Below are 19,654 nucleotides of genomic sequence, written 5' to 3'. Positions count from 1 at the left end.
CGATGGAGCGCAATTCAATGGATGACCAACAAGAACCAAAACATCCGTATGTGGGGATGTGGGTCACGAAGGATGGATATATCAGACACGAACTTCTTCCTTGCGGCAGATATGATGAAGCGAGAGGAGATCGGCAAAGTGCATATCAGGGTCGCTATGTTGTTCATGGGAAGCATATAGAATACGTGGATGATACGGGATTTACAGCTGATGGAGACTTCAGGGATGGCGTTTTGTATCATGCAGGCATGGTTTTGTATAGAGAAAATGTACAATAACAACGGAATAAGGAGCGATCTAATATGTCCAATGTAAAAGGGAAAGTTGTTGTCATTACCGGCGCGAGTAGCGGAATTGGTGAGTCAACAGCTCGATTGCTTGCACAGCATGGAGCACATGTAGTTATTGGAGCTAGACGTATGGAACGTTTGGAGGCATTGGCCTCCTCCATTCGTGTGGAAGGCGGATCGGTGGAATATCATTCGCTGGATGTTACCAGATTGGAAGAAGTGCAAACAATCGTTGACCTCGCTCAAACTCGCTATGGACTTGTCGATGTTATTTTAAATAACGCTGGAGTCATGCCGCTATCTCCCCTTGAATCGTTAAAAGTAGATGAGTGGAATCGAATGATAGATGTTAACATTCGTGGGGTTCTGCATGGCATTGCAGCTGGACTACCCGTCATGAAAAAGCAGGGTTTCGGCCAGTTTATTAATATCGCCTCTATTGGAGCCTATAGCGTGTCACCAACGGCAGCGGTGTATTGTGCAACCAAATACGCGGTCCGCGCCATCTCGGAGGGTTTGCGACAGGAAGTAGGCGGAGACATTCGTGTAACCCTTGTATCGCCGGGCGTGACGGAATCGGAACTCGCGGATACGATCTCTGATAAAGAAGCACGTGATCTCATGAAAGAATATCGACGCATATCCATTCCTGCCTCGGCGATTGCGCAAAGTATCTTGTACGCCATTAGCCAGCCGGCAGAGGTGGACGTAAATGAGATTGTAGTGAGACAGACAGCAAGCATGGCTTAAGGTCGGATCCTCTTTTGGTATATAATAGGTTCAATTGATACGAAATGAGGAGTTCAACCTTGACCTTACAACAATTAAAATATGTAATTGAAGTTGCCACGCGTGGCTCGATGAATGAAGCGGCCAAACGGCTATTTATCTCGCAACCCAGCCTGTCGAATGCCATTCGGGATCTGGAGCAGGAGCTGCGTATTACCATTTTTGAGCGTACCAATAAGGGGATATCGCTTTCCAAAGAAGGCGTTGAGTTTCTGAGTTATGCACGTCAGGTGGTGGAACAAGCCGAACTGCTGGAAAACCGGTATCTGAACGCCAAGCCATCTCCGCAGCATTTCTCCGTATCGACACAACATTATGCATTTGCGGTGAATGCCTTTGTTCGTTTGGTACAGCAGTATGGTCAGGATGAATACGAGTTGGCGCTTCGAGAGACGAAGACATATGAGATTATTCAGGATGTGAAAAGCTTGCGCAGTGAAATTGGCATTCTGTATTTGAATGAGTTCAATGCCAAGGTAATTAACAAATTGCTAAAAGACGCGGGGTTGGTTTTCACGAGCCTGTTCACAGCCAAGCCCCATATCTTTATCAGTGTGAAGAACCCGCTGGCGAAGCAGGAGTCGGTTGCGATTGAGCAACTGCAGGATTATCCGTACCTGTCCTTTGACCAGGGGGAGTACAATTCTTTTCATTTTTCCGAAGAAATTCTGAGTACGTTATCTCATCCCAAAAGCATACAGGTCAATGACCGCGCAACGTTGTTTAACCTGTTGATTGGTTTGAATGGTTATACGATCTCTACTGGAGTACTCAGCTCCGACTTGAACGGTAATGAGATTATTCCTGTTCCGTTGGAATGCGAGGAAACCATTAATGTAGGCTGGATAAGTCATAAGAGCACTTCGCTCTCCAATCTGGGCGTAGAGTATGTCCAGGCACTGCATGAGGCAATAGGGTCTTAACACATGTTGAAAGGTGTATACAAAGGCCGTTTCCGAGCAATCAGGAACGGTCTTTTGTTGTTCTTTGACCCGTATTCAAGTATAGGGTGGTGCGTTATCATCCCTTATAATAGAATGATGATAGACAATGAATTGGCAGTCAGTACGAAGGGAGCACGGTTAGTGAGAGTTCTGTATCGAAATAAAAGTGAACAGCATGAGCTGACGGTATATGATACAAAAAGGCTGTATGGAGAGAAAGGGCAGTTTCGTGTATTAGAATTCTCCAACGCAGCTGTGCAGGGCGCAATGGATCTGGACGAGCCTGCCCGGATGGTATTGGAGTATCCCAGAGCGATGGTACATCTAATGGAGCGGAATAATTCTGAGTTTGATGCGGTATTTGTGGTGGGACATGGCATTGGCACATTGCCAACCTACTTGTCTGATCGTCAGGTAAAGGTGGCTGAGCTGGACGCGGAGGTTGTGGAGTTGAGCCAAACCTTTTTTGGATATGAGGGAAGTCCTGTGCTCGTTGGGGATGGTCGCAAATTGTTAGGGCAGGAACCTGCGGGGACATATGATTATATTATTATTGATGCTTTTACGGCAACGGGGACACCAGAGCAGTTTATATCCAGTGATTTTTTTGCCATGGTCAAGGACAAGCTGGACTCGGAAGGGGCTGTGATCCTTAATGTGTTCGGGCGTGCGGGAAATGATCGGCTTGTCAATGCGATCTATACGACACTGCAGGGACAGTTTGCCTATACACGTGCATTCGCATTGCCAGTAGAAACAGCCGATGAAATCCAAAATCGTATTTTGATGGGGAGCCATCACCCGATCGAGTTTCAGGTTCGTCACATGGCCGGGTTTGTTGAACAGGAGCCGGAAGAAGGGTATATCATTGTCGATCCAGGTTGATCCTGAACAGTAATTCTGCCAGAAAAAGTAAAATGTCATTAAATCGTCAATCTTACGATGAAATTGTTAAGACTTCACAAACTCTTTATTTGATCTTAACAACTTTCGTATAAGATAGAGGGAATATGCCTTTTCATGAAAATCCGGGGGAAGTTATAAAATGATCGCACAGAACAGAACATCCAGATTACGAAGAAAAATCAAAAATATTAAGAAGATCAGCCTTACAGCATTGCTCGGCGGGTTGGTCACCATTTCCGTTTTAATGACATTGACCATTATGGTCATTTCATCTTATACCTCTCAGAAACAGTCACTCATTGATAACACCCTGTCGCTAAATTATGCGAGTGCTGTGCAAATGAGCCAAACGCTGGATTCGCTTTTTTATTCCATGCAGGCGAGTTTGAAGTATGCAGCCAAGTATTTCCCGGAGATGGATTATTCTGATACGGATAAATTGGATTCCACCCTGGATTTGATTCGGAACAGCAGCAACTTTTTTAACTCCGTTGCTCTGGTAGATAAAACGGGAGTAGTCAGGGCCATATCACCCTATTCACAGGCAAGCGTAGGTCAGCATGTTAGTTCTGATGCAGCAAAAGCCGCGATTAAAGCGAAGGCTTCATATATCTCCGAAGCGTACCAGACGCCAAGAACGAAGCGCCGAATTGTATTTGTCAGTGAACCGATCTTCGATTCAGCGGGAACGTACCAAGGGACGATAGGCGGAAATATTTTTTTGCAGGAAGATAATATTTTGAGTCTTTCTTTTGGGAGTCAGCTCAAGACAAGCAATGGTTCCTACTTTTTTATTGTAGATAAGAAGGGCACCTTGTTATTTCATCCGAACACGAATCGAATTGGTGAAAATGTCAGTAAGAATGAAGTAGTGCAGAAGCTGCTCCAAGACGAGACGGGGAAAGAACAATACAAAAACCTGGCAGGTGTGGACTCGCTTGCGGGTTATTACAAAGTCCCCTCAACAGACTGGGGCGTCGTGATCGTGTCACCAACCCAAACGGTGTACGATCAATTGAATCATCACATCCGTATGTTGTTGCTGTACACTTCAGTGCCTTTCCTGATTCTGACCCTTATTGTAGTGCGGGTTGCACGCAAACTGGCCAGTCCTTTTGCTATGTTGGCAGATCTGGTGAATCAGGTTGATAAAGGACAAGTGGAGCTGCCTGTAATGAAGCCTCACTGGAACAGAGAGGCGGATCTTCTCACACGAACAGTGGTTGGCGCGATGGCGAACTTTAGGAAACAGACGAACCAGCTGGCCTATGACGCCAGAACAGATGTCTTGACAGGCATGAACAATCGCAGAACCTTCGAAGAGGTCATTCAGGACTGGATTCAGAACGAAGTTCCATTCTCCATTATTGTTCTGGATATTGACCGCTTCAAATCCATTAATGATACATTCGGGCATCATGCAGGGGATGAAGTACTGAAACACATTGCCAATATCATTCAATTGTCTGTTCGACCAGAAGATGTCTGCGCCCGGTTTGGTGGAGAAGAATTTGTAGTCTTGTTAAGGAATTCCGAGTCTAACGTGGCTTTTGAGATTGCTGAACGTATTCGAATAACGGTCGAGGAAAGTATATTGCCTATAGATCGTTCCGTTACCATCTCGGCTGGGATTGCTGAATATCCGAAACATTCCACAACAGCGACAGAACTGTTTCACCTGGCGGATAATGCATTGTATCAAGCAAAAGAAGAGGGACGTAATCGTACGGTTACGATCCAGACGGTTATCAAATAAGCAAAGAAGCTGCTCCCTGGGAACAAGGGACAGCTTCTTTTGTCTTTTATACGTCTTGCGAAACACCGAGGTCCGTAGTGATAAAACGATACATTATAGCAGGGCATCGAGAGAATAAGCCCCGGCACCAGCAAGGGCAACACCAATTAACGATCCAAGCATCACAAGGTTATATTCGAATCCTCCGTTCAGATTCCATAGACCTTTGCCTGCATGGACCTTGACGATCGCTACAATCATCGGAATCATGAGCAGAACGGCCCCAAGGATAATCCATAGACCGGCTCCAAACAGGAATCCACCGATCAATTCAGTAAGTCCGGCACACACGGCCATGGTCCTGGCAGGCTGCAGACCAATCGCCCCGAAGAATTCAGCCGTCCCTGATACACCCTCGCCACCAAACCAGCCAAACAGTTTCTTGCATGCATGTCCGATCATAATGAAACCAATTACAAGACGAATGATGAGTAAGCCTGTGTCTAACATATGATTATTTCCTCTTCTCTGGATGGATAAAATGGTGAACGTATATACGTCACTTCAGTGACGATAGAATAGCGTCGCATAGCGCCATCGTTCCAATATTATCTTTGGCGCTCGAATGGGGGAGAGATTGATTCTGGCAACATTCGATGAAATGAGCCATTTCACCAACGAACCCACGCAGATAAAGGTCCCGATAAGCTCCCGACATGGGGGAGCCGGAAGGGGTATATATGGTATCTTGCTCCTCAAGAGATTTCCAGGGAAGGCTGTCCGAGCTGCGGGATTGATGAACAGTAAGTGTGTTGATCTCATCAGCAGACGCAAATCCATTATCAAAGGTGACGAGCACACTTTCGCTCTCTCTTGACCATGCACTCATGCCTGTAAAGTACGCACTTCCCACGATGTCATTCTCAAATACAAGGGAAATACTCTGATTAATATGTTCCCCGTCTTTCACAGTTGTGCCTGTAACCCGCACGGCTTCTCCGAACAGGAAACGCATCAGATCAACCATATGAATGGCAGCGAGCTTCATGAACTGCTCCTCATCCTTGCAAAATGGGGTACTGTCCACAGCGAACTTCATCTGGAATGAATGAACCTTACCTAGCGAACCACAATCAATGAGTTCCTTGAGTTTCATATATACCGGAGCATAACGTTTCATAAAACCAACCATGACGACGACGCCAGCCTGCTCGGCAGCTTCCGCTACAGTGGCGGCTTCCGCTGCGTTCCATCCGAGCGGCTTATCCACGTATACATTTTGGCCGGCCCGAATACATTCAAGGACAAGAGCAGTCTGATCTACAGGCTGGGCGACCACAACGACTCCGTCACAAGTTTCCTGCTGTAACATAAGCCCAGCGTTGTCATACGCTTTTCCGTTGCTCCCAAATCGCAGCAGAGCTGCTTCAGAACGTTCGGTACTGCGAGTGGCAATGGCCTGAATCTGTGCTCCGGCTTCAACAGCAGAAGGATATATATTCGTGGATGCGTGAAACCCGGCACCGATAAAGCAAAGATTGGCTGTTTTCAAATTGGATATCTCCTTCGTTTTTGAATTCGTATGAGTCTTTTATTTGCTTAATGCTACGATAGGGTGTTTGAAGATGATAAAAAAGGACATATGTCCTATTCGTGAATGGATAAAAAGAAGTTGCATTTTTATTTTGGAGCATGTATACTCTGAATTACGGTAAAACAAGGAATTGCTTCACCGGAACGCTTTTCATCGATGGATGAGGAGATACATATTATGCGGTCGTGGCGGAATTGGCAGACGCGCACGGTTCAGGTCCGTGTGGGCTAACCCCCCGTGGAGGTTCGAGTCCTCTCGACCGCATCTAACAAAAAAGGTTCGTGATTTGCTCTAGGGCAATTCACGAACCTTTTTTATTTTGTGGCTAATTAGTGTGAAGCCTACATTTTGCTACCAGCATTCTAATGCTAATGCTGATGTCGGCGCTGGCGCATAATAACTGCCGTGATGATCCCGGCAATGGCTCCTGCAATACCGAATAGGGTAACACTGGCAACCACTTCAAACGACTGGAGACGAAACAAAAAAGCGATACCACTGCCAAAAGTGGTTCCAGCGAGAAATCCGAGCGAAATTCCTAATTCTTTGGTTAATTTCATCGATTCACCTACTTGGAAATGTGAGATATGGATTTGCAAATATTGGGTACAGGCAGTAAAGTGTGATCAGGAAAATCATCACATTTTATTTCCTTTTTTCATTTTGTGGTTTTAACCAGGTAATTATGCATGATATCTCATATGGGAGGGTAAGAGCGAATGAATATGAACGAACGAATTGCAGCGTGGAATGAGGAAGCACAGGAGTGCAGTTGTGGTCATCAACATCGAGTAGTGGATATGCTGATTCATCTGGAAGCTGGGGCTATGCAGAGGTTACCGGGTTATTTATCTGACAGAGAATACGGCCGGGTGACGGTTGTTTATGATCGACATACATTACGGGCGGCTGGATCTGATGTCCTGAGCAGTATACGGGAAGAGGGAATTCATGTGGATGAGATCGCCCTGCCGGAGAATCGTACGGGTGATATCGTTGCGGATGAAGCAGCTATTGTACAGGTCATGTTGGGTGTGAATCTGGAAAGTCAGGCTGTCATCGCTGTGGGTTCAGGTACCATCCACGATCTGGTGCGATTTGTATGTTCCAAGATGAACAAGCCTTTTCTGTCCATACCTACAGCGGCTTCAGTAGATGGTTTTACCTCTGCGGGTGCACCCTTAATTGTAAGCGGAATCAAACAGACATTTCAGGCTGTTCCTCCTGAAGCTATTTTTGCCGATATGAATATTCTGGAGCAAGCTCCCCAAGTGATGACGGCTGCCGGATTCGGAGATATGCTTGGCAAATATACTTCCCTAGCAGACTGGATTGTTTCTCGTGATCTGGGCGGGGAACCGTTCTGTCCGGTCGCTTATCGGATGACAGAAGAAGCACTGAACAGCTGTATAGACCATGTGCAAGCGATTGCGGAGGGGCGAGCTGAGGGAGTAGCGGTATTAATGGATGCACTGATCGTTTCCGGCATCTCCATGCTGATCATTGACCATTCCCGTCCGGCATCTGGAGGTGAGCACCACTTGTCTCATATCTTGGAGATGGATCTTATGCAAGCGGGTGACAGACCGGTTCTGCATGGTGCCAAAGTTGGCGTAGCCTGTGCATTGCTTACGGTAAAATATAAAGAACTCGCACAAACATCGGGTGAACCCGTATTTGGTATATATGACCATTTGCCCGAAGCTGCTCAGCTCACAGCATGGTTGGAACAAGTAGGTGGACCTGTGACTCCTGAACAACTCGGTGTAACCCCAGAGATGGTAGAACATGCGTTCAAAACCGCGCATACACTTCGTCCTCGATATACCGGATTGAAATATATCAATGAAGTGCTGAACATGAGGTAAGGATGACTTTTCATGAATAACGGTCTTCTTGAGTTGTATAAGCTTGGCTTGTAGAGCGCTGTAAGGGCCCTATTTGGAAGCGGAAGGTAGAGAAGGGTAGATTATCTGACATTGCCGACAGAAGGGCCTGGAGAGTACTTCAGGTTCGGGAGAGAAGGGATACCGTTTATTTAAAAAGGCTCTGGCCTCCTTAAGGGAGAGCAGAGCCTCTTGGCTGTTCGCTTATTTAGTTGTTACGACGATCTTTCAAGATGACATCTGCGAACAGAATAGTTTTCGGGATGCGGAAAAATTGCTCCGCTTGTTCCTGAAACGCAGCAGAAGGCAGCGTTCCCTGATGCAGCCATTTGCGGAAAGTGCCGGGATGAACCCCGATCCAGTGGCTGACATCTGTCACCGACAAATCATGGACCATACACAAGCCTGTCAGAATACGGTTACTAACCGGAGAACGGGTCACTGTACGCTTCATGAAGCGAGATGACTCGGGTTGACATATGACAGGGCTATTGCGGACAACTTCTTCATTGAAGAGAATATGACGCGGGTAGCCGAGTAATTGGCAAGTCTTGTCCAAATTGGTACTGCCGGGTATCCGTCCTTCATACACCCACGCACTGACACTGCGTGAAGAGATGGAGAGGTCTTCAGCGAGCTGGGACAACTTGATATCATTGGCCATCAGCACGGCAAGAAGAACACGATTGCGGATTTGACAGCGTGTCGGTTTTCGGAATCGTTTAACACGGACGCCTTTTCCCAAGTATTTACGGTTGATCAGAGACCACGCCTGGATGGAATGTTGTTCTGGTTGATTAGGCATATTTCCTCCGATTTTTTTTAACCAAATACTACAATAAACAACGGGGTACTTTCAAGTGCCGGGTTTACCGGTTATAAATACGTCAATGCGTCAATTCATGATAAAGAGGGAACTACGAACTAGACCATGCGCAATTCACATCCTAGTATATTCCTAGATTACAATGTTTCACTAAAAATGAGGGAACAAATTGAACAGGAATAAAAATAATATAGTTCTAATTACTCATTAATAGGTCTAAAGAACTTTTATCTATTTTTTGTTGATATGATGCGGTTTATTTCCCTGAATTCCCCAAAAACTTGTGATTATCGTTACCCGAGTACATAGAGGATGTGCACAAATCTGAAATGATAAATCCGCATGTTCAGCATGACAAGTGACCTGTCAAATCTCTCACTCTTACATATATTGTAGGATACTCAAGTGTAAGGGAGAGGTGAGGAACGTGAATCTATCTGTGAATACCTTTGCTGCCATCTCGGGAGCATTTGTTACGTTTGCTTTTGGTGGGTGGGATCAACTGCTGAGCCTGCTCGCGGTCGCGATGGCTGTGGATTATATCACAGGTTTGGCGGCGGCGGTAAGAACGGGTACCGGATTGAATAGCAACATTGGGTTCTGGGGGATTGCTCGCAAAGGGCTGATGCTGACCGTTGTCTTGCTTGCCCACCGAATTGATCTGATTATGGGAACCGATATTATCAAAGGCGGAGCTATCTATTTTTATCTGGTGAATGAACTGATCTCGATTACCGAGAATTATGCCAAAATCGGCCTTCCATTGCCTGCTAAGCTCAGACAGGCCATTGCAGTGTTGAAGAAACAAGAAGATCAGGAGTACCTGACGAATCGGGAATGGTCCAAACCGCAGCAAACCCCGGATAAAATCAAGCAGCAGTCTGAAACAGGACAAACTTCGCAGAATGAATCCGCGAAACAGACGGAGGATGCAGCTCAAGAGAAATCCGAACCGAAAGGAAACGGTTCGGATTAGTTTTTCATCTCAAGAGAACGTTTCCAAGTATCCTTTCGTAATAGAGAACGTTATGATATATTTTGGATACACGAAAATTCATTCTTTTCTACTATTATACTAAATGAGGTGCTTGCTCAGATGATAAAACATATTGTCTTGTTCAAAATGAAAGATCGCTCAGCAGAAAGTATTGAAGCCGCTGCCCAGGTGCTTCGCAATCTGGATGGTAAAATTGATGTCTTGGTTTCACTTGAAATCGGAATTGATGTGCTTCGCTCGGAAAGATCATTCGACATTTCACTCACAGCGGAATTTGCGTCACTGGAGGATCTTCAGGCGTATCAGGTACACCCGCTTCATCAGGAAGTAATCAAGTACATGAACGAAGTCAGAGAACAGTCAATTGCAGTGGACTACGAAATCTAATCTGTCATTCACACTACGTTGAGATAAAGGGGACTCTGCATGAGCGATTTAAGAGACGTTATGGAATTTTTATATATTTTTGTTGTGTTTCTAATCGCTTGTCCTGTGATGATATTCTGGCTTAAGCGAAGAGGGAAACGGAACCGATAATTCACTGAACGGGAAGTGAACGAATGTATTATGTGAACAGAGAACAGATTGCTCGCCGGCTTGATGCTGTACCGGAAGTGGCCGAAGGGCTGCGCCGGTCAGCTCAGGCCTGGGATGGCAGTCTCATGCTGGGGATGGTACAGGAACGTTGTCTTCACCTGGCGATTGAGATTGTTACCGATGTGGGGAGTTATCTGATTGACGGCTTCATCATGAGAGATGCGAGCAGTTATGATGACATTATTCAGATTAATTATGAAGAAAAGGTTTTTGACAATTCGACCTATGAGGCATTGCGTCAGCTTGTCACGTTACGTAAGCCACTGGTGCAGGATTATTACAGTTGGGAGCGGACTGAGCTTCATCCGCTTAGCGTAGCGTTACCGGGTATACTTGAACATTTTACTATTCAGGTTAGCGACTACGTGGAAAAAGAACTTGGTCCTTTCAATGGGGCACAGCCCGAGGGACAGCGTAAGGAATGAGGGAAATCGCATGACAAATGAATCAAAAGAATTCAATGAAGTGAATACTGAAAGTAAAGATGCAAATGAAACACCTTCCGGATTCCATCCGGTATATATGGTTGAACTCTTGTTCCGGGAACGTCCGGAGGTGGATCGCCTGCGATTGCAGGAAGCGATGATTCGTCACACTGGACAAGTCCGACTGGATGTGAAGCAAGGGGGCGCAGAGCAGGACCATGAAATGCTGGTCTTCTATCATCTGAACCACAAGGTATCTTTCCAGGAAGGAGATATTCCTGCACAGACCTGCATGCTTCCTGTCAATGAAATTGCAGATCGTGCACGCTTTGGCGGGGCTTTGCAGCAAGCATGGCATTGGCCGGAAGCGGGACAAGCTGTAGAAGCTGCACGTTACTCCATTCGGATACATGACATGTTCACGGCGGCTATGCCTCGCAAACAGCGCTTGGAGCTTTTTCAGAAAACTGTACTGGCAATCATGGAGAGTTTGACCTGTGATGCGCTGTATTGGTATGGCAGTGATAAGCTGGTTGAACCGGAAGCATATACGCAAGCTCAGGAACGTGAGGAACATCTGTATGCGGCCATGAACGTTCGAATGTATCAGGCCGGAGGTACGGAGGAACAGCGTGAGTTGGTCATGGATACCGTAGGACTGTCTGCGCTGGGTGTGCCTGATGTACAGTGTCACTTCGTAGGTCTTGATCCGGATACGGTGGCCCAGACCTTACTGGGTGCAGCGTATTACATATTTGATCAAGGGGATGTTCTGCAGGATGGACAGACACTGGGTTCTTCCGGCGGACGCCGCTGGCGGTGTGAGCATCAGGCGGCACTGATTGCACCAGGACGCTATGTTGTTGATTTGCACCCTGGGGATGAGCATGCAGCTGCTGAACTGGAGCCTGCTCGTCAGAACTAAGTTTAACCGGTAATGACAGATGCAAAGAGGGCGTTCAGATTATTTTTAACATCTGGAGTGTCAAGTCAAGCCTGTGCTGCTTATAATGCATCAACAGAGTAGGCATTCGCCCGGATGGGTGAGCGACAGGCCGTTGCTTCTGATCCGGTACTTAAACGATACTAAAGGGAGAGATGTGACGTGAAGGATTCTAACAAAAGTTTGTTGTGGGGAGCTCTGATCGGCTCCGTGGTAGGCTCAGTAACGGCATTGTTGCTGGCACCGAAATCAGGACGCGAGCTTCGTCAGGATATTACAGAGGGTGCTCGTCAGGTATCGGAGAAAGGTCAGGAACTGGCTGGCAAAATGGGCGAACAAAGTTCACAGATCGTATCCAAGGTCAAAGAGACCGCAGATGTTGTGATTCAGGATATTCAATCCTGGCGGAACTGCGCTGAAGGCAAAGAAATCCGCATTTCCGCAGTCATTACAGAACCCGATACGGACAAAGCAGCGGATGAGTCCGGAATCGATATTGTAGCGAAGCTTCCTGTGGATGAGTCCAAGGACGACAACTAAGCAAAGCTTGGAATTGCAGGCTTTCCTCGATTTAGAGGAGAGCCTGCTTTGTTGTGTGTCCATATGGAGATGACACAGTGCGCGGGATTTTATTTGAACCCTGTGATGAAATCGGGTAAGATGTAGGTACCTTTTTGCCGTAACGTTCATACGGTAGGAAGAAAGCTTTGGGAAACAATCGTTTTGAGAACCAATTCAATGAAGAAGGAAGCGGTGTGTTCGTGCAGCAAGCAATCGCTATATTAGACTCCGGTGTGGGGGGATTGACCGTCGCCAAGGAAGTGATGCGTCAGCTCCCGCGGGAAAAGATCATTTATTTTGGGGATACTGCCCGGACACCGTACGGACCCCGTTCGTCCGAACAAGTGAAACAATTTACGGAACAAATCGTTGATTTCTTGATCCAATTCGATCCGAAGGTTATCGTTATCGCCTGTAACACAGCGACAGCCGCCGCGCTGGATTATATCCGTGCCAAGGTGAATGTGCCTGTCATCGGTGTTATACATCCGGGAGCGCGGGCAGCCATCACAGCGACACGTACAGGACGCATTGGTGTGATCGGTACCGTGGGTACCATTGGGAGTGGGGCTTATACCTCGGCGCTTAAGCAGTTGTCCCCCTACATCGATGTGGTCAGTCAGGCTTGTCCGGCGCTGGTGCCGTTGGTAGAACAAGGTGAATTTCGTTCCGAGCACACGACACATACGGTGGAGCAATCATTGGATGAGATCAAGCAACAGCCAATTGATTGTCTTATTCTGGGTTGTACACACTATCCTTTTCTCATGGACACCATTCAGGATGTTATGGGACAGGAAGTGAAGTTAATCAGTTCGGCAGATGAAACGGCACGGGAAATCAGTACGATTTTATATGATAAACGAAAGCTGGCAAGTGGGGATGAAACCCCGGTGCATCAATTTTTCTGCACTGGCGACCCTCGTATGTTCCAGAATATCACCCGCCGATGGTTGGGAGAGCAGATCTCAAAGACCCCAGTGGTCTGGCAAGTGACGCAATTACCATAGTTATACGCAAAAGTACGCATGAATAGGACTTATAATTAATGTATATTGGCTGTACGACATCCCGGAACTGTGGAGTTCCGGGATTTTTTGTCATGATTCCGCATGAACAGGGGATGAACATGATTCATGTCACATGACGGACAACCCGGCTTGCATACATATAATACAGACACGAAATTGGTGATAGGTGAGAACCGGACAGGAGAACGATCTTTTCCTGTGGAAAGGAGAACAACATGGAACAGCAGTGGATTATCGTTCAGCGGGGAGATACGCTGCTGCGAATTGCGTCAGCACACTGTATGACCAAAGAGTTACTTGCTGCACTGAACCCGGAAGCGGCTTCCCAGCCTTACCTGCTAGCAGGTCAGATGCTGCGTATTGTCCCCGGGACTGGTCGTAGGTATGCTGTACCATCTGGAGAAAGTGTAGGCGGGATAGCAGCTCGCTTTGGTCTGGACGAAGAGGTGTTGCGCCAGGCCAATCCCGAAATCGCTAATATTGCCGACTGGGTTGGGCGTTGTATTCATATTCCGGCTTCGAATGGAAAAACTATTGTGAAGATTCAGGGAGAGTATGGTTATCGAGAATTAATCAGGGATATAAAAAAGCTGGGAAATCAATACCCGTTTATCGAAACGGGTTCGATTGGAACGAGTGTCATGGGCAAGTCACTACCTTATTTGCGTATCGGCCAAGGAAAGAGGCATATTCATGTTAATGCTTCCGTTCATGCCAATGAGTGGCTGACAACCGCAGTACTGATGAAGTTTATCGAAGAATATGCCCAGGCATATCATACGCATAAAGCATGGCATCAATTCCAGACAGAACGCTGGATGCAAGAGACAACACTCTGGGCAGTGCCGATGGTTAATCCGGACGGCGTCGAACTGGTTCAGGAAGGTGTCGTCAATCAGCATCCGCATGCACAGCAGTTGTTAGCCTGGAATGCCGACAGATCACATTTTACCCATTGGAAGGCCAATATTAGAGGGGTGGATCTGAATGATCAATTTCCCGCCCATTGGGATGAAGAGGCAGCAAGACGAGGGGTGACCTCACCTGGTCCCCGGGATTATGCCGGAACAGCTCCTTTGACAGAGCCGGAGGCACAGGCACTTGCACAGTGGACGCAGGAACACGCATTCGCTGCGGTTGTCTCCCTCCATAGTCAGGGACAGGAAATCTATTGGAACTACCGTGACCTGGAACCCAGAGAGAGCGCGCCACTGTCGCGCAGACTCGCCAAAGCTTCAGGCTACAAGGCGGTGAAGCTCGGCGGAAGTGATGCCGGATACAAAGACTGGTTTATCCAAGCGTTTGGTAAACCAGGCTTCACGGTGGAGGTCGGATTGGGTGTTAACCCGCTTCCCGTAGAACAGTTTGATGATATCTGTATAGAAGTCGGCATGTTGCTGGCTGAACTGTTATCCAATGGGTAATGGGTTTAAGGCTTGGTTATGGTTATGAAGTTGTGAAACTTAACGGTAGATTATTCGTATAACAGGAACGGACGCTATGAGCGACGTTCCGTTTTTATTTTTTTGAAATCACATACTATGTCATTCGTTCTGAATGGTTTTCGAACGGGTAATGATGGATGTGCCGTTTCGGCGACATATATAATGTAACGGAGGGATTCATATGAAGTGGAGAAGACTGCTGTCGTTCAAACGATGGACACAAGTTTTCAAAAGGCTCCCCCGGTTGCTCCGGGCTCCGCAGATTCCTTTGGGAGAGAAGCTGTTGTTTATTATTCCGGCGCTGTTATACTGGGTACTTCCGGACGTAATGCCGTTTATGCCCATCGATGATATCGGGGTGACTTTGATTCTGATGAACTGGTTTGTAAGCCGTGCAGAACGCAAATATCCTGTGCTTCAGGAAGGGGCTCCTTCTTAATTTGTGCCTAAATGGATCAGTTTAACATTGAATTCGCATCAATGTTATTGCGAAGAGCGGTAACTTTCTTTACAATAGATGCTGTAGTTTAAGAATGCTGAAATTGTTGAAACCAGCAATTACAATATAGGAGATGAAGAGAATGAACTGCAAAATTACGCGTAATGCTGCTAAAGTATTGAAGCTTGAATTGGACAAGCCGGAGAACGAAGGAAAAAAACTGCGCGTTGTCATCACCCATGCACATGGTGACCATGCTCACTACGGCCTGGATATCGACACACCAAAAGAAAATGATACGGTTGTATCTACCGATAAAGAGATTGATGTCATTCTCGCGAATGATCAGCCTTTGTTGAACGGTGTTAAAATTGACTACCTCTACTTCCCGGAAGAGGGCTTCGTTATTACGAATCCGTCCCAAGGTAATCACGGCGACCACTAAGGGCGCGAAGAAGGGGAACTCATGGCTAACGATATCCGCGTATGCGAAAAATGTAATCATGTCCGACTGAAATCGATTGTGCCCAAGTTGCAAAAAATGGCTCCAGACACGGAGATCAAGATTGGGTGCAAATCCTATTGCGGTCCTTGCGCGAAACGTGCATTTGTCTTTATTAATGGTCGGTATATCAGTGCGCCGACAGAAGAAGAAGTGCTCGCCAAAGTCGCAAAGTTCGTGAAGTAACAGGATATAACAAGGAAATTGAACGAAGAGTTCAAACATCCGCAAGGAGGGGCGATGTGCCTCTCCTTTTTTGCGTTTGGGTAACAGTGAAAGGCTGCTTTAAAATGCGGCATCCTTCATCATTTCAGTAATTTGAAAAGTATTTTCTTGAATTTCAATGGCGATGACTGTATTATCCTTTTTCAGAAAATGTACATGTCCCATTCGTTTTTCCTTCAATTCGACCCAACCTGTATCCGCTAACTTCTGAAAATAATCCATTGGCGGGTATAGTCCTTGCTCACCCCCAATATGTTTCAGTTCGTAATTAGCGCCTTTTTTAAGGTTAGGATCATCGGAATAAGCTATGCCTTCAATAAGCCTGGCATTGCTTGGAACTGGAATGTCTGGGTTAATGTATGATCCCGTATAGCCTGTTATCTCGTATGTTGCAGGAGCGCAACCTTGTATCCAAATGAGCAAGGGCAACATGCACAGAGTCAATACTTTTTTCTTCAAATGATGTCCTCCTAAACCGGGATGGGTACCTTATAAACGCAGTAAGACAGGTTAAGGTTACGATAAAAATGCAAAAGAGAATAAGGAAGACTTGTGTTATCCATCCTAAAGGGGTAACAGGAACATGATCATCCCAAGGAGGAATACTCATGCCGAAGCGTTATGATTCCAGTTTGCAGGCTGATACTACTGTATCTCAGGCGCAAAATGCGGTGAACAAGCTTCATTATGCTGTATCTCAGGCCATGTCTCATCCGACGGCACAGACCATTGTACAGGCGGAACGTCGTTTGGCACATACGGAGCAGGCGATGCGTCAAGCAGAGCTTTCACTCGGCGGGCAAGGTGTTGAGCTGGCAGAAGAGATGTTCATCGAGGAGAAGAGACGATTGAATTCCATCCAGAGTCAGCACGGTCAAGGGAATCAATAACGTTCCTGTTCACACCAGAACCCGCAGGGCAGCAATGCTTTGCGGGTTTTTCATATCTTTTGCAAAGATTCCCGATCCATGGGTTTACTCTGATAGTATGTCGAATGGTCGCTTAAAATTCTGTGAGAAGGTTAATAGAACAAGAGCAGGCAAAATTCCATACGGGAGGTACAGAATGACAAAACATATTACAGATTGTACGATTCTGAACAACGGAGTAACGATGCCATGGCTAGGATTTGGAACTTATAAAGCAAAAGGTAAGGAAGTACAACAGGCGGTTGAGACCGCTTTGGAGGTTGGATATCGCAGTATTGATACCGCGTCCATCTATGGCAATGAGGAAGAAGTAGGACAAGCTATCGCAAGCAGTGGCGTTGCCCGTAACGAACTGTTTGTGACGACCAAGCTCTGGAACGAGGATCAGGGATTTGATTCAACGTTGAGAGCATTTGAAGCCAGTCAGAAGGCACTTGGACTGAATGTGATTGATCTTTATTTAATTCACTGGCCTGGTAGAGACCAGTACAAGGAGACGTGGAGAGCATTCGAACGTCTATATAGCGAAGGAAGCATCCGTTCGATTGGTGTGAGTAACTTTCAAGTACATCATTTGCAAGATATCATAGATGAAGGCGGAACGGTGCCTGCGGTGAATCAGGTAGAGCTGCATCCGGGTCTGATCCAGCAGGAACTTCAGGATTTTTGCGGGGCGCAGGGAATTCAGTTGGAGGCATGGAGTCCTATTATGAAGGGTAAGCTGAACCAAGAGTCGACACTTAAAGCGTTGGCCCAGAAATATGGGAAAACACCGGCACAGATTATTTTGCGTTGGGACATTCAAAATCAGATTGTGACGATTCCGAAGTCGGTTACACCGGAGCGGATTCGTGAGAATGCGGACATCTTTGACTTTGAATTGTCACCGGATGAGTTGAAACTGATTGATGCACTGGATTCGGATAAGCGGACTGGACCACATCCGGATCAATTATTCTGGGATTAAGTGGGTGGCGCTAATTGAATATAAGTGTTTGATGAACTACTTGTGTTTGTTCCGGTTACGGAATCGTTCTTCGTGGGTTTAAGATGTGAGCATAATCGGTCACACTAAGACACTACTTGTGCAGAATAATCTTTCGATCGCCGTTATCCCCGGATTTTTTTGAAATTCCCTGTATCAAGGGAGAAATCCGGTGATAAATGCGAGCGCTCCGCTTCTCCAGCTTTTTTCTGCCCACTCCGTTATCGTGAAAATTATAAATCCATCTTTAGATTTGGTGGGTAATTAAGAAGCATATAAAAAAGCAGCAGGATCGGGAAATATCCCCTGATCCTGCTGCTTTGTGTGCGAATTGGCTTAATTTTTTTTCGGGACTTCGCGTCCGTCATCTGTGCAGATGCCACTGCCGTCTGTTTCTGTTGTGTTGGATTCAACCATGGTGAAAGGGGAGCGTTCGTCCCATGCTTTTTGGATGGCATCCAGGAATACCTCGTCAGGCTGAGCGCCCGACACGGCGAACTTGCGGTCGAATACGAAGAACGGCACACCGCGGATGCCTAGTTGCTCGCCTTCCGCTTGGTCAGCGCGGACGTTGTCGGTGAATTGATCACTGGACAGTACAGCCGCAGCTGCATTGCGATCCAAGCCGACTTCCTCTGCCAGCTGAGCCAATACTTCAGGGTCTCCTGAGTGTTTTCCTTCAATGAACACAGCTTGGAATATTCGCTCACTTAGTTCAAGCGCTTTGCTTTGTGTATCCGCCCAGTGCGTCAATCGGTGAGCTGAGAAGGAATTGGTAGGGATCATGGCATCAATATTGTATTCCAGTCCTGCCGTGCGAGCATTGGCATTCATCTGAGCATTCATGCCTTGTGCCTGCTCCGCGCTAATATTATATTTGGAAGCCAGGTATTCTGTATTGGTTTTGCCTGGGTTCAATGCAGCGTTCGGATCAAGCTCGAAGCTTTTGAATTGCAGCTTCACTTCATCACGGTGTGGAAACTGTTGTAATACATTCTCTAGGCGGCGTTTGCCGATATAACAGAATGGACACAGAAAATCAGACCATATCTCAATGTTCATTTTCTTAAAACCTCCATCATTCTTTTAGTTGAAACTAATATGGTTACAATTATAAAGCCACTTTCTATAATTCGCAAGGAGTTTGCTATTTATCCCGGTATGCCTTGGACCAATGGTGAGGTTGGATCTCATCCAGTCTTTTGAAAACCAACTGACCAGCAGGGTCGTATACGGCAGCCTTCACTTCTTCACCCCAATAAAACAAGCGTTCCTGGCATACGCCGCAGGGCGTAAGGACCTTGAATTCCGAATGCTCGTCATCACGAGCGATACAGAGGGAGTGGGTGATGCGTTCATTCAATTTGTGAGCTTCCAGATAAGCCCCTGTTTCCATACACAGATGCGTGGCGTCGTTGATGACCTCTGGAGCTACGCTAATCAGCAGGGAACCAGCTTCGGTATAGACTGCACCCGCACCGCCCCATCCTTGAGGATAACGTTGCTGCACAAAATTTGTGGCTGCATCGAACAATTGTTGTTCAATATTAAATGGTCCTGTGTGTGGTGTCATGTAATGAGAGCTCCGCTTTTTTTAATCCAATT

At 46.6% G+C, this 19,654-nt stretch carries 24 protein-coding genes, 1 tRNA gene and 1 pseudogene; 19 read left to right on the top strand and 7 right to left on the bottom strand.

Annotated features, from left to right (window positions below; all coding sequences use genetic code 11):
- Positions 1-2: 2 nt before the first annotated feature.
- From OM416_RS12580 to OM416_RS12560, 5 genes are all read left to right on the top strand, one after another.
- On the top strand, positions 3-278 hold the full coding sequence (locus OM416_RS12580) for an Atu4866 domain-containing protein (protein WP_264929728.1): 276 nt from the start codon (positions 3-5) through the stop codon (positions 276-278).
- Positions 279-302: 24 nt separating this feature from the next.
- Positions 303-1,040, top strand: a complete 738-nt coding sequence (locus OM416_RS12575; RefSeq protein ID WP_264929726.1) for an SDR family oxidoreductase — start codon at positions 303-305, stop codon at positions 1,038-1,040.
- A 59-nt stretch (positions 1,041-1,099) separates the two neighbouring features.
- Complete coding sequence (locus OM416_RS12570) at positions 1,100-2,002, top strand: LysR family transcriptional regulator (protein ID WP_062833595.1); 903 nt, start codon at positions 1,100-1,102, stop codon at positions 2,000-2,002.
- A 162-nt stretch (positions 2,003-2,164) separates the two neighbouring features.
- Complete coding sequence (locus OM416_RS12565; RefSeq protein ID WP_264929723.1) at positions 2,165-2,908, top strand: spermidine synthase; 744 nt, start codon at positions 2,165-2,167, stop codon at positions 2,906-2,908.
- 160 nt (positions 2,909-3,068) lie between these two features.
- A complete protein-coding gene (locus OM416_RS12560; RefSeq protein WP_264929721.1) occupies positions 3,069-4,685 on the top strand; it encodes a sensor domain-containing diguanylate cyclase in 1,617 nt (538 codons plus the stop codon).
- 93 nt (positions 4,686-4,778) lie between these two features.
- On the opposite strand, the gene OM416_RS12555 is transcribed toward OM416_RS12560, so the two are convergent.
- Positions 4,779-5,174 carry a DoxX family protein gene (locus tag OM416_RS12555; protein ID WP_264929719.1) on the bottom strand — a complete coding sequence of 132 codons (396 nt, stop codon included), beginning with the start codon at positions 5,172-5,174 and terminating at the stop codon, positions 4,779-4,781.
- Between the two features lie 49 nt (positions 5,175-5,223).
- The gene (locus OM416_RS12550; RefSeq protein ID WP_264929717.1) at positions 5,224-6,216 is read right to left on the bottom strand and encodes a Gfo/Idh/MocA family protein; all 993 of its coding nucleotides are present in this window, start codon (positions 6,214-6,216) and stop codon (positions 5,224-5,226) included.
- Positions 6,217-6,437: 221 nt separating this feature from the next.
- Between OM416_RS12550 and OM416_RS12545 the strand changes: the two genes are divergently transcribed.
- Positions 6,438-6,522: transfer RNA gene (locus OM416_RS12545), tRNA-Leu, on the top strand.
- A gap of 104 nt (positions 6,523-6,626) precedes the next feature.
- Here the strand turns inward: OM416_RS12545 and OM416_RS12540 are convergent.
- Positions 6,627-6,818, bottom strand: coding sequence for a hypothetical protein (locus OM416_RS12540; RefSeq protein WP_264929715.1), 192 nt, complete (start codon positions 6,816-6,818; stop codon positions 6,627-6,629).
- A 159-nt stretch (positions 6,819-6,977) separates the two neighbouring features.
- Here OM416_RS12540 and OM416_RS12535 point away from each other — a divergent pair, with 159 nt between their 5' ends.
- Positions 6,978-8,126 (top strand): sn-glycerol-1-phosphate dehydrogenase, encoded by a 1,149-nt coding sequence (locus OM416_RS12535; RefSeq protein WP_264929713.1) that lies wholly within the window; start codon positions 6,978-6,980, stop codon positions 8,124-8,126.
- A gap of 226 nt (positions 8,127-8,352) precedes the next feature.
- Here OM416_RS12535 and OM416_RS12530 read toward each other — a convergent pair whose 3' ends face one another.
- Complete coding sequence (locus OM416_RS12530; protein WP_017689431.1) at positions 8,353-8,949, bottom strand: helix-turn-helix domain-containing protein; 597 nt, start codon at positions 8,947-8,949, stop codon at positions 8,353-8,355.
- A gap of 439 nt (positions 8,950-9,388) precedes the next feature.
- Between OM416_RS12530 and OM416_RS12525 the strand changes: the two are divergent.
- From OM416_RS12525 to OM416_RS12480, 10 genes and pseudogenes are all read left to right on the top strand, one after another.
- A pseudogene (locus OM416_RS12525) lies at positions 9,389-9,781 on the top strand (holin family protein); the annotation flags it as partial.
- 285 nt (positions 9,782-10,066) lie between these two features.
- A complete protein-coding gene (locus OM416_RS12520; RefSeq protein WP_264929710.1) occupies positions 10,067-10,354 on the top strand; it encodes a Dabb family protein in 288 nt (95 codons plus the stop codon).
- Positions 10,355-10,527: 173 nt separating this feature from the next.
- On the top strand, positions 10,528-10,989 hold the full coding sequence (locus OM416_RS12515) for a DUF86 domain-containing protein (protein WP_264929708.1): 462 nt from the start codon (positions 10,528-10,530) through the stop codon (positions 10,987-10,989).
- Positions 10,990-10,999: 10 nt separating this feature from the next.
- A complete protein-coding gene (locus tag OM416_RS12510) occupies positions 11,000-11,914 on the top strand; it encodes a DUF4261 domain-containing protein (RefSeq protein ID WP_264929706.1) in 915 nt (304 codons plus the stop codon).
- 180 nt (positions 11,915-12,094) lie between these two features.
- A complete protein-coding gene (locus OM416_RS12505) occupies positions 12,095-12,472 on the top strand; it encodes a YtxH domain-containing protein (protein WP_264929704.1) in 378 nt (125 codons plus the stop codon).
- 221 nt (positions 12,473-12,693) lie between these two features.
- Complete coding sequence (gene racE / locus OM416_RS12500) at positions 12,694-13,503, top strand: glutamate racemase (protein WP_062835969.1); 810 nt, start codon at positions 12,694-12,696, stop codon at positions 13,501-13,503.
- 236 nt (positions 13,504-13,739) lie between these two features.
- On the top strand, positions 13,740-14,948 hold the full coding sequence (locus OM416_RS12495) for a M14 family metallopeptidase (protein WP_264929701.1): 1,209 nt from the start codon (positions 13,740-13,742) through the stop codon (positions 14,946-14,948).
- A gap of 202 nt (positions 14,949-15,150) precedes the next feature.
- Positions 15,151-15,408: a hypothetical protein gene (locus OM416_RS12490; protein WP_017689423.1), complete on the top strand. Its 258-nt coding sequence runs from the start codon at positions 15,151-15,153 to the stop codon at positions 15,406-15,408.
- Between the two features lie 142 nt (positions 15,409-15,550).
- Complete coding sequence (locus tag OM416_RS12485; RefSeq protein ID WP_036609727.1) at positions 15,551-15,853, top strand: heme biosynthesis protein HemY; 303 nt, start codon at positions 15,551-15,553, stop codon at positions 15,851-15,853.
- 21 nt (positions 15,854-15,874) lie between these two features.
- A complete protein-coding gene (locus OM416_RS12480; protein WP_017689421.1) occupies positions 15,875-16,096 on the top strand; it encodes a DUF1450 domain-containing protein in 222 nt (73 codons plus the stop codon).
- A 99-nt stretch (positions 16,097-16,195) separates the two neighbouring features.
- On the opposite strand, the gene OM416_RS12475 is transcribed toward OM416_RS12480, so the two are convergent.
- Positions 16,196-16,594 (bottom strand): hypothetical protein, encoded by a 399-nt coding sequence (locus OM416_RS12475; protein ID WP_264929695.1) that lies wholly within the window; start codon positions 16,592-16,594, stop codon positions 16,196-16,198.
- A 149-nt stretch (positions 16,595-16,743) separates the two neighbouring features.
- Here OM416_RS12475 and OM416_RS12470 point away from each other — a divergent pair, with 149 nt between their 5' ends.
- Positions 16,744-17,025, top strand: a complete 282-nt coding sequence (locus tag OM416_RS12470; RefSeq protein ID WP_076330379.1) for a hypothetical protein — start codon at positions 16,744-16,746, stop codon at positions 17,023-17,025.
- Positions 17,026-17,200: 175 nt separating this feature from the next.
- A complete protein-coding gene (locus OM416_RS12465; RefSeq protein WP_264929692.1) occupies positions 17,201-18,031 on the top strand; it encodes an aldo/keto reductase in 831 nt (276 codons plus the stop codon).
- Positions 18,032-18,385: 354 nt separating this feature from the next.
- Here OM416_RS12465 and OM416_RS12460 read toward each other — a convergent pair whose 3' ends face one another.
- Complete coding sequence (locus OM416_RS12460) at positions 18,386-19,111, bottom strand: DsbA family oxidoreductase (RefSeq protein ID WP_264929690.1); 726 nt, start codon at positions 19,109-19,111, stop codon at positions 18,386-18,388.
- Positions 19,112-19,196: 85 nt separating this feature from the next.
- Positions 19,197-19,622 (bottom strand): cytidine deaminase, encoded by a 426-nt coding sequence (locus OM416_RS12455; protein ID WP_264929688.1) that lies wholly within the window; start codon positions 19,620-19,622, stop codon positions 19,197-19,199.
- Between the last annotated feature and the right edge of the window lie 32 nt (positions 19,623-19,654).

Origin of the sequence: Paenibacillus sp. LS1 (assembly GCF_026013365.1) — a bacterium.
Lineage (GTDB): Bacteria > Bacillota > Bacilli > Paenibacillales > Paenibacillaceae > Paenibacillus.
The sequence above is the reverse complement of the archived record's forward strand: the minus strand, read 5'-3'. Positions and strand labels throughout refer to the sequence as shown.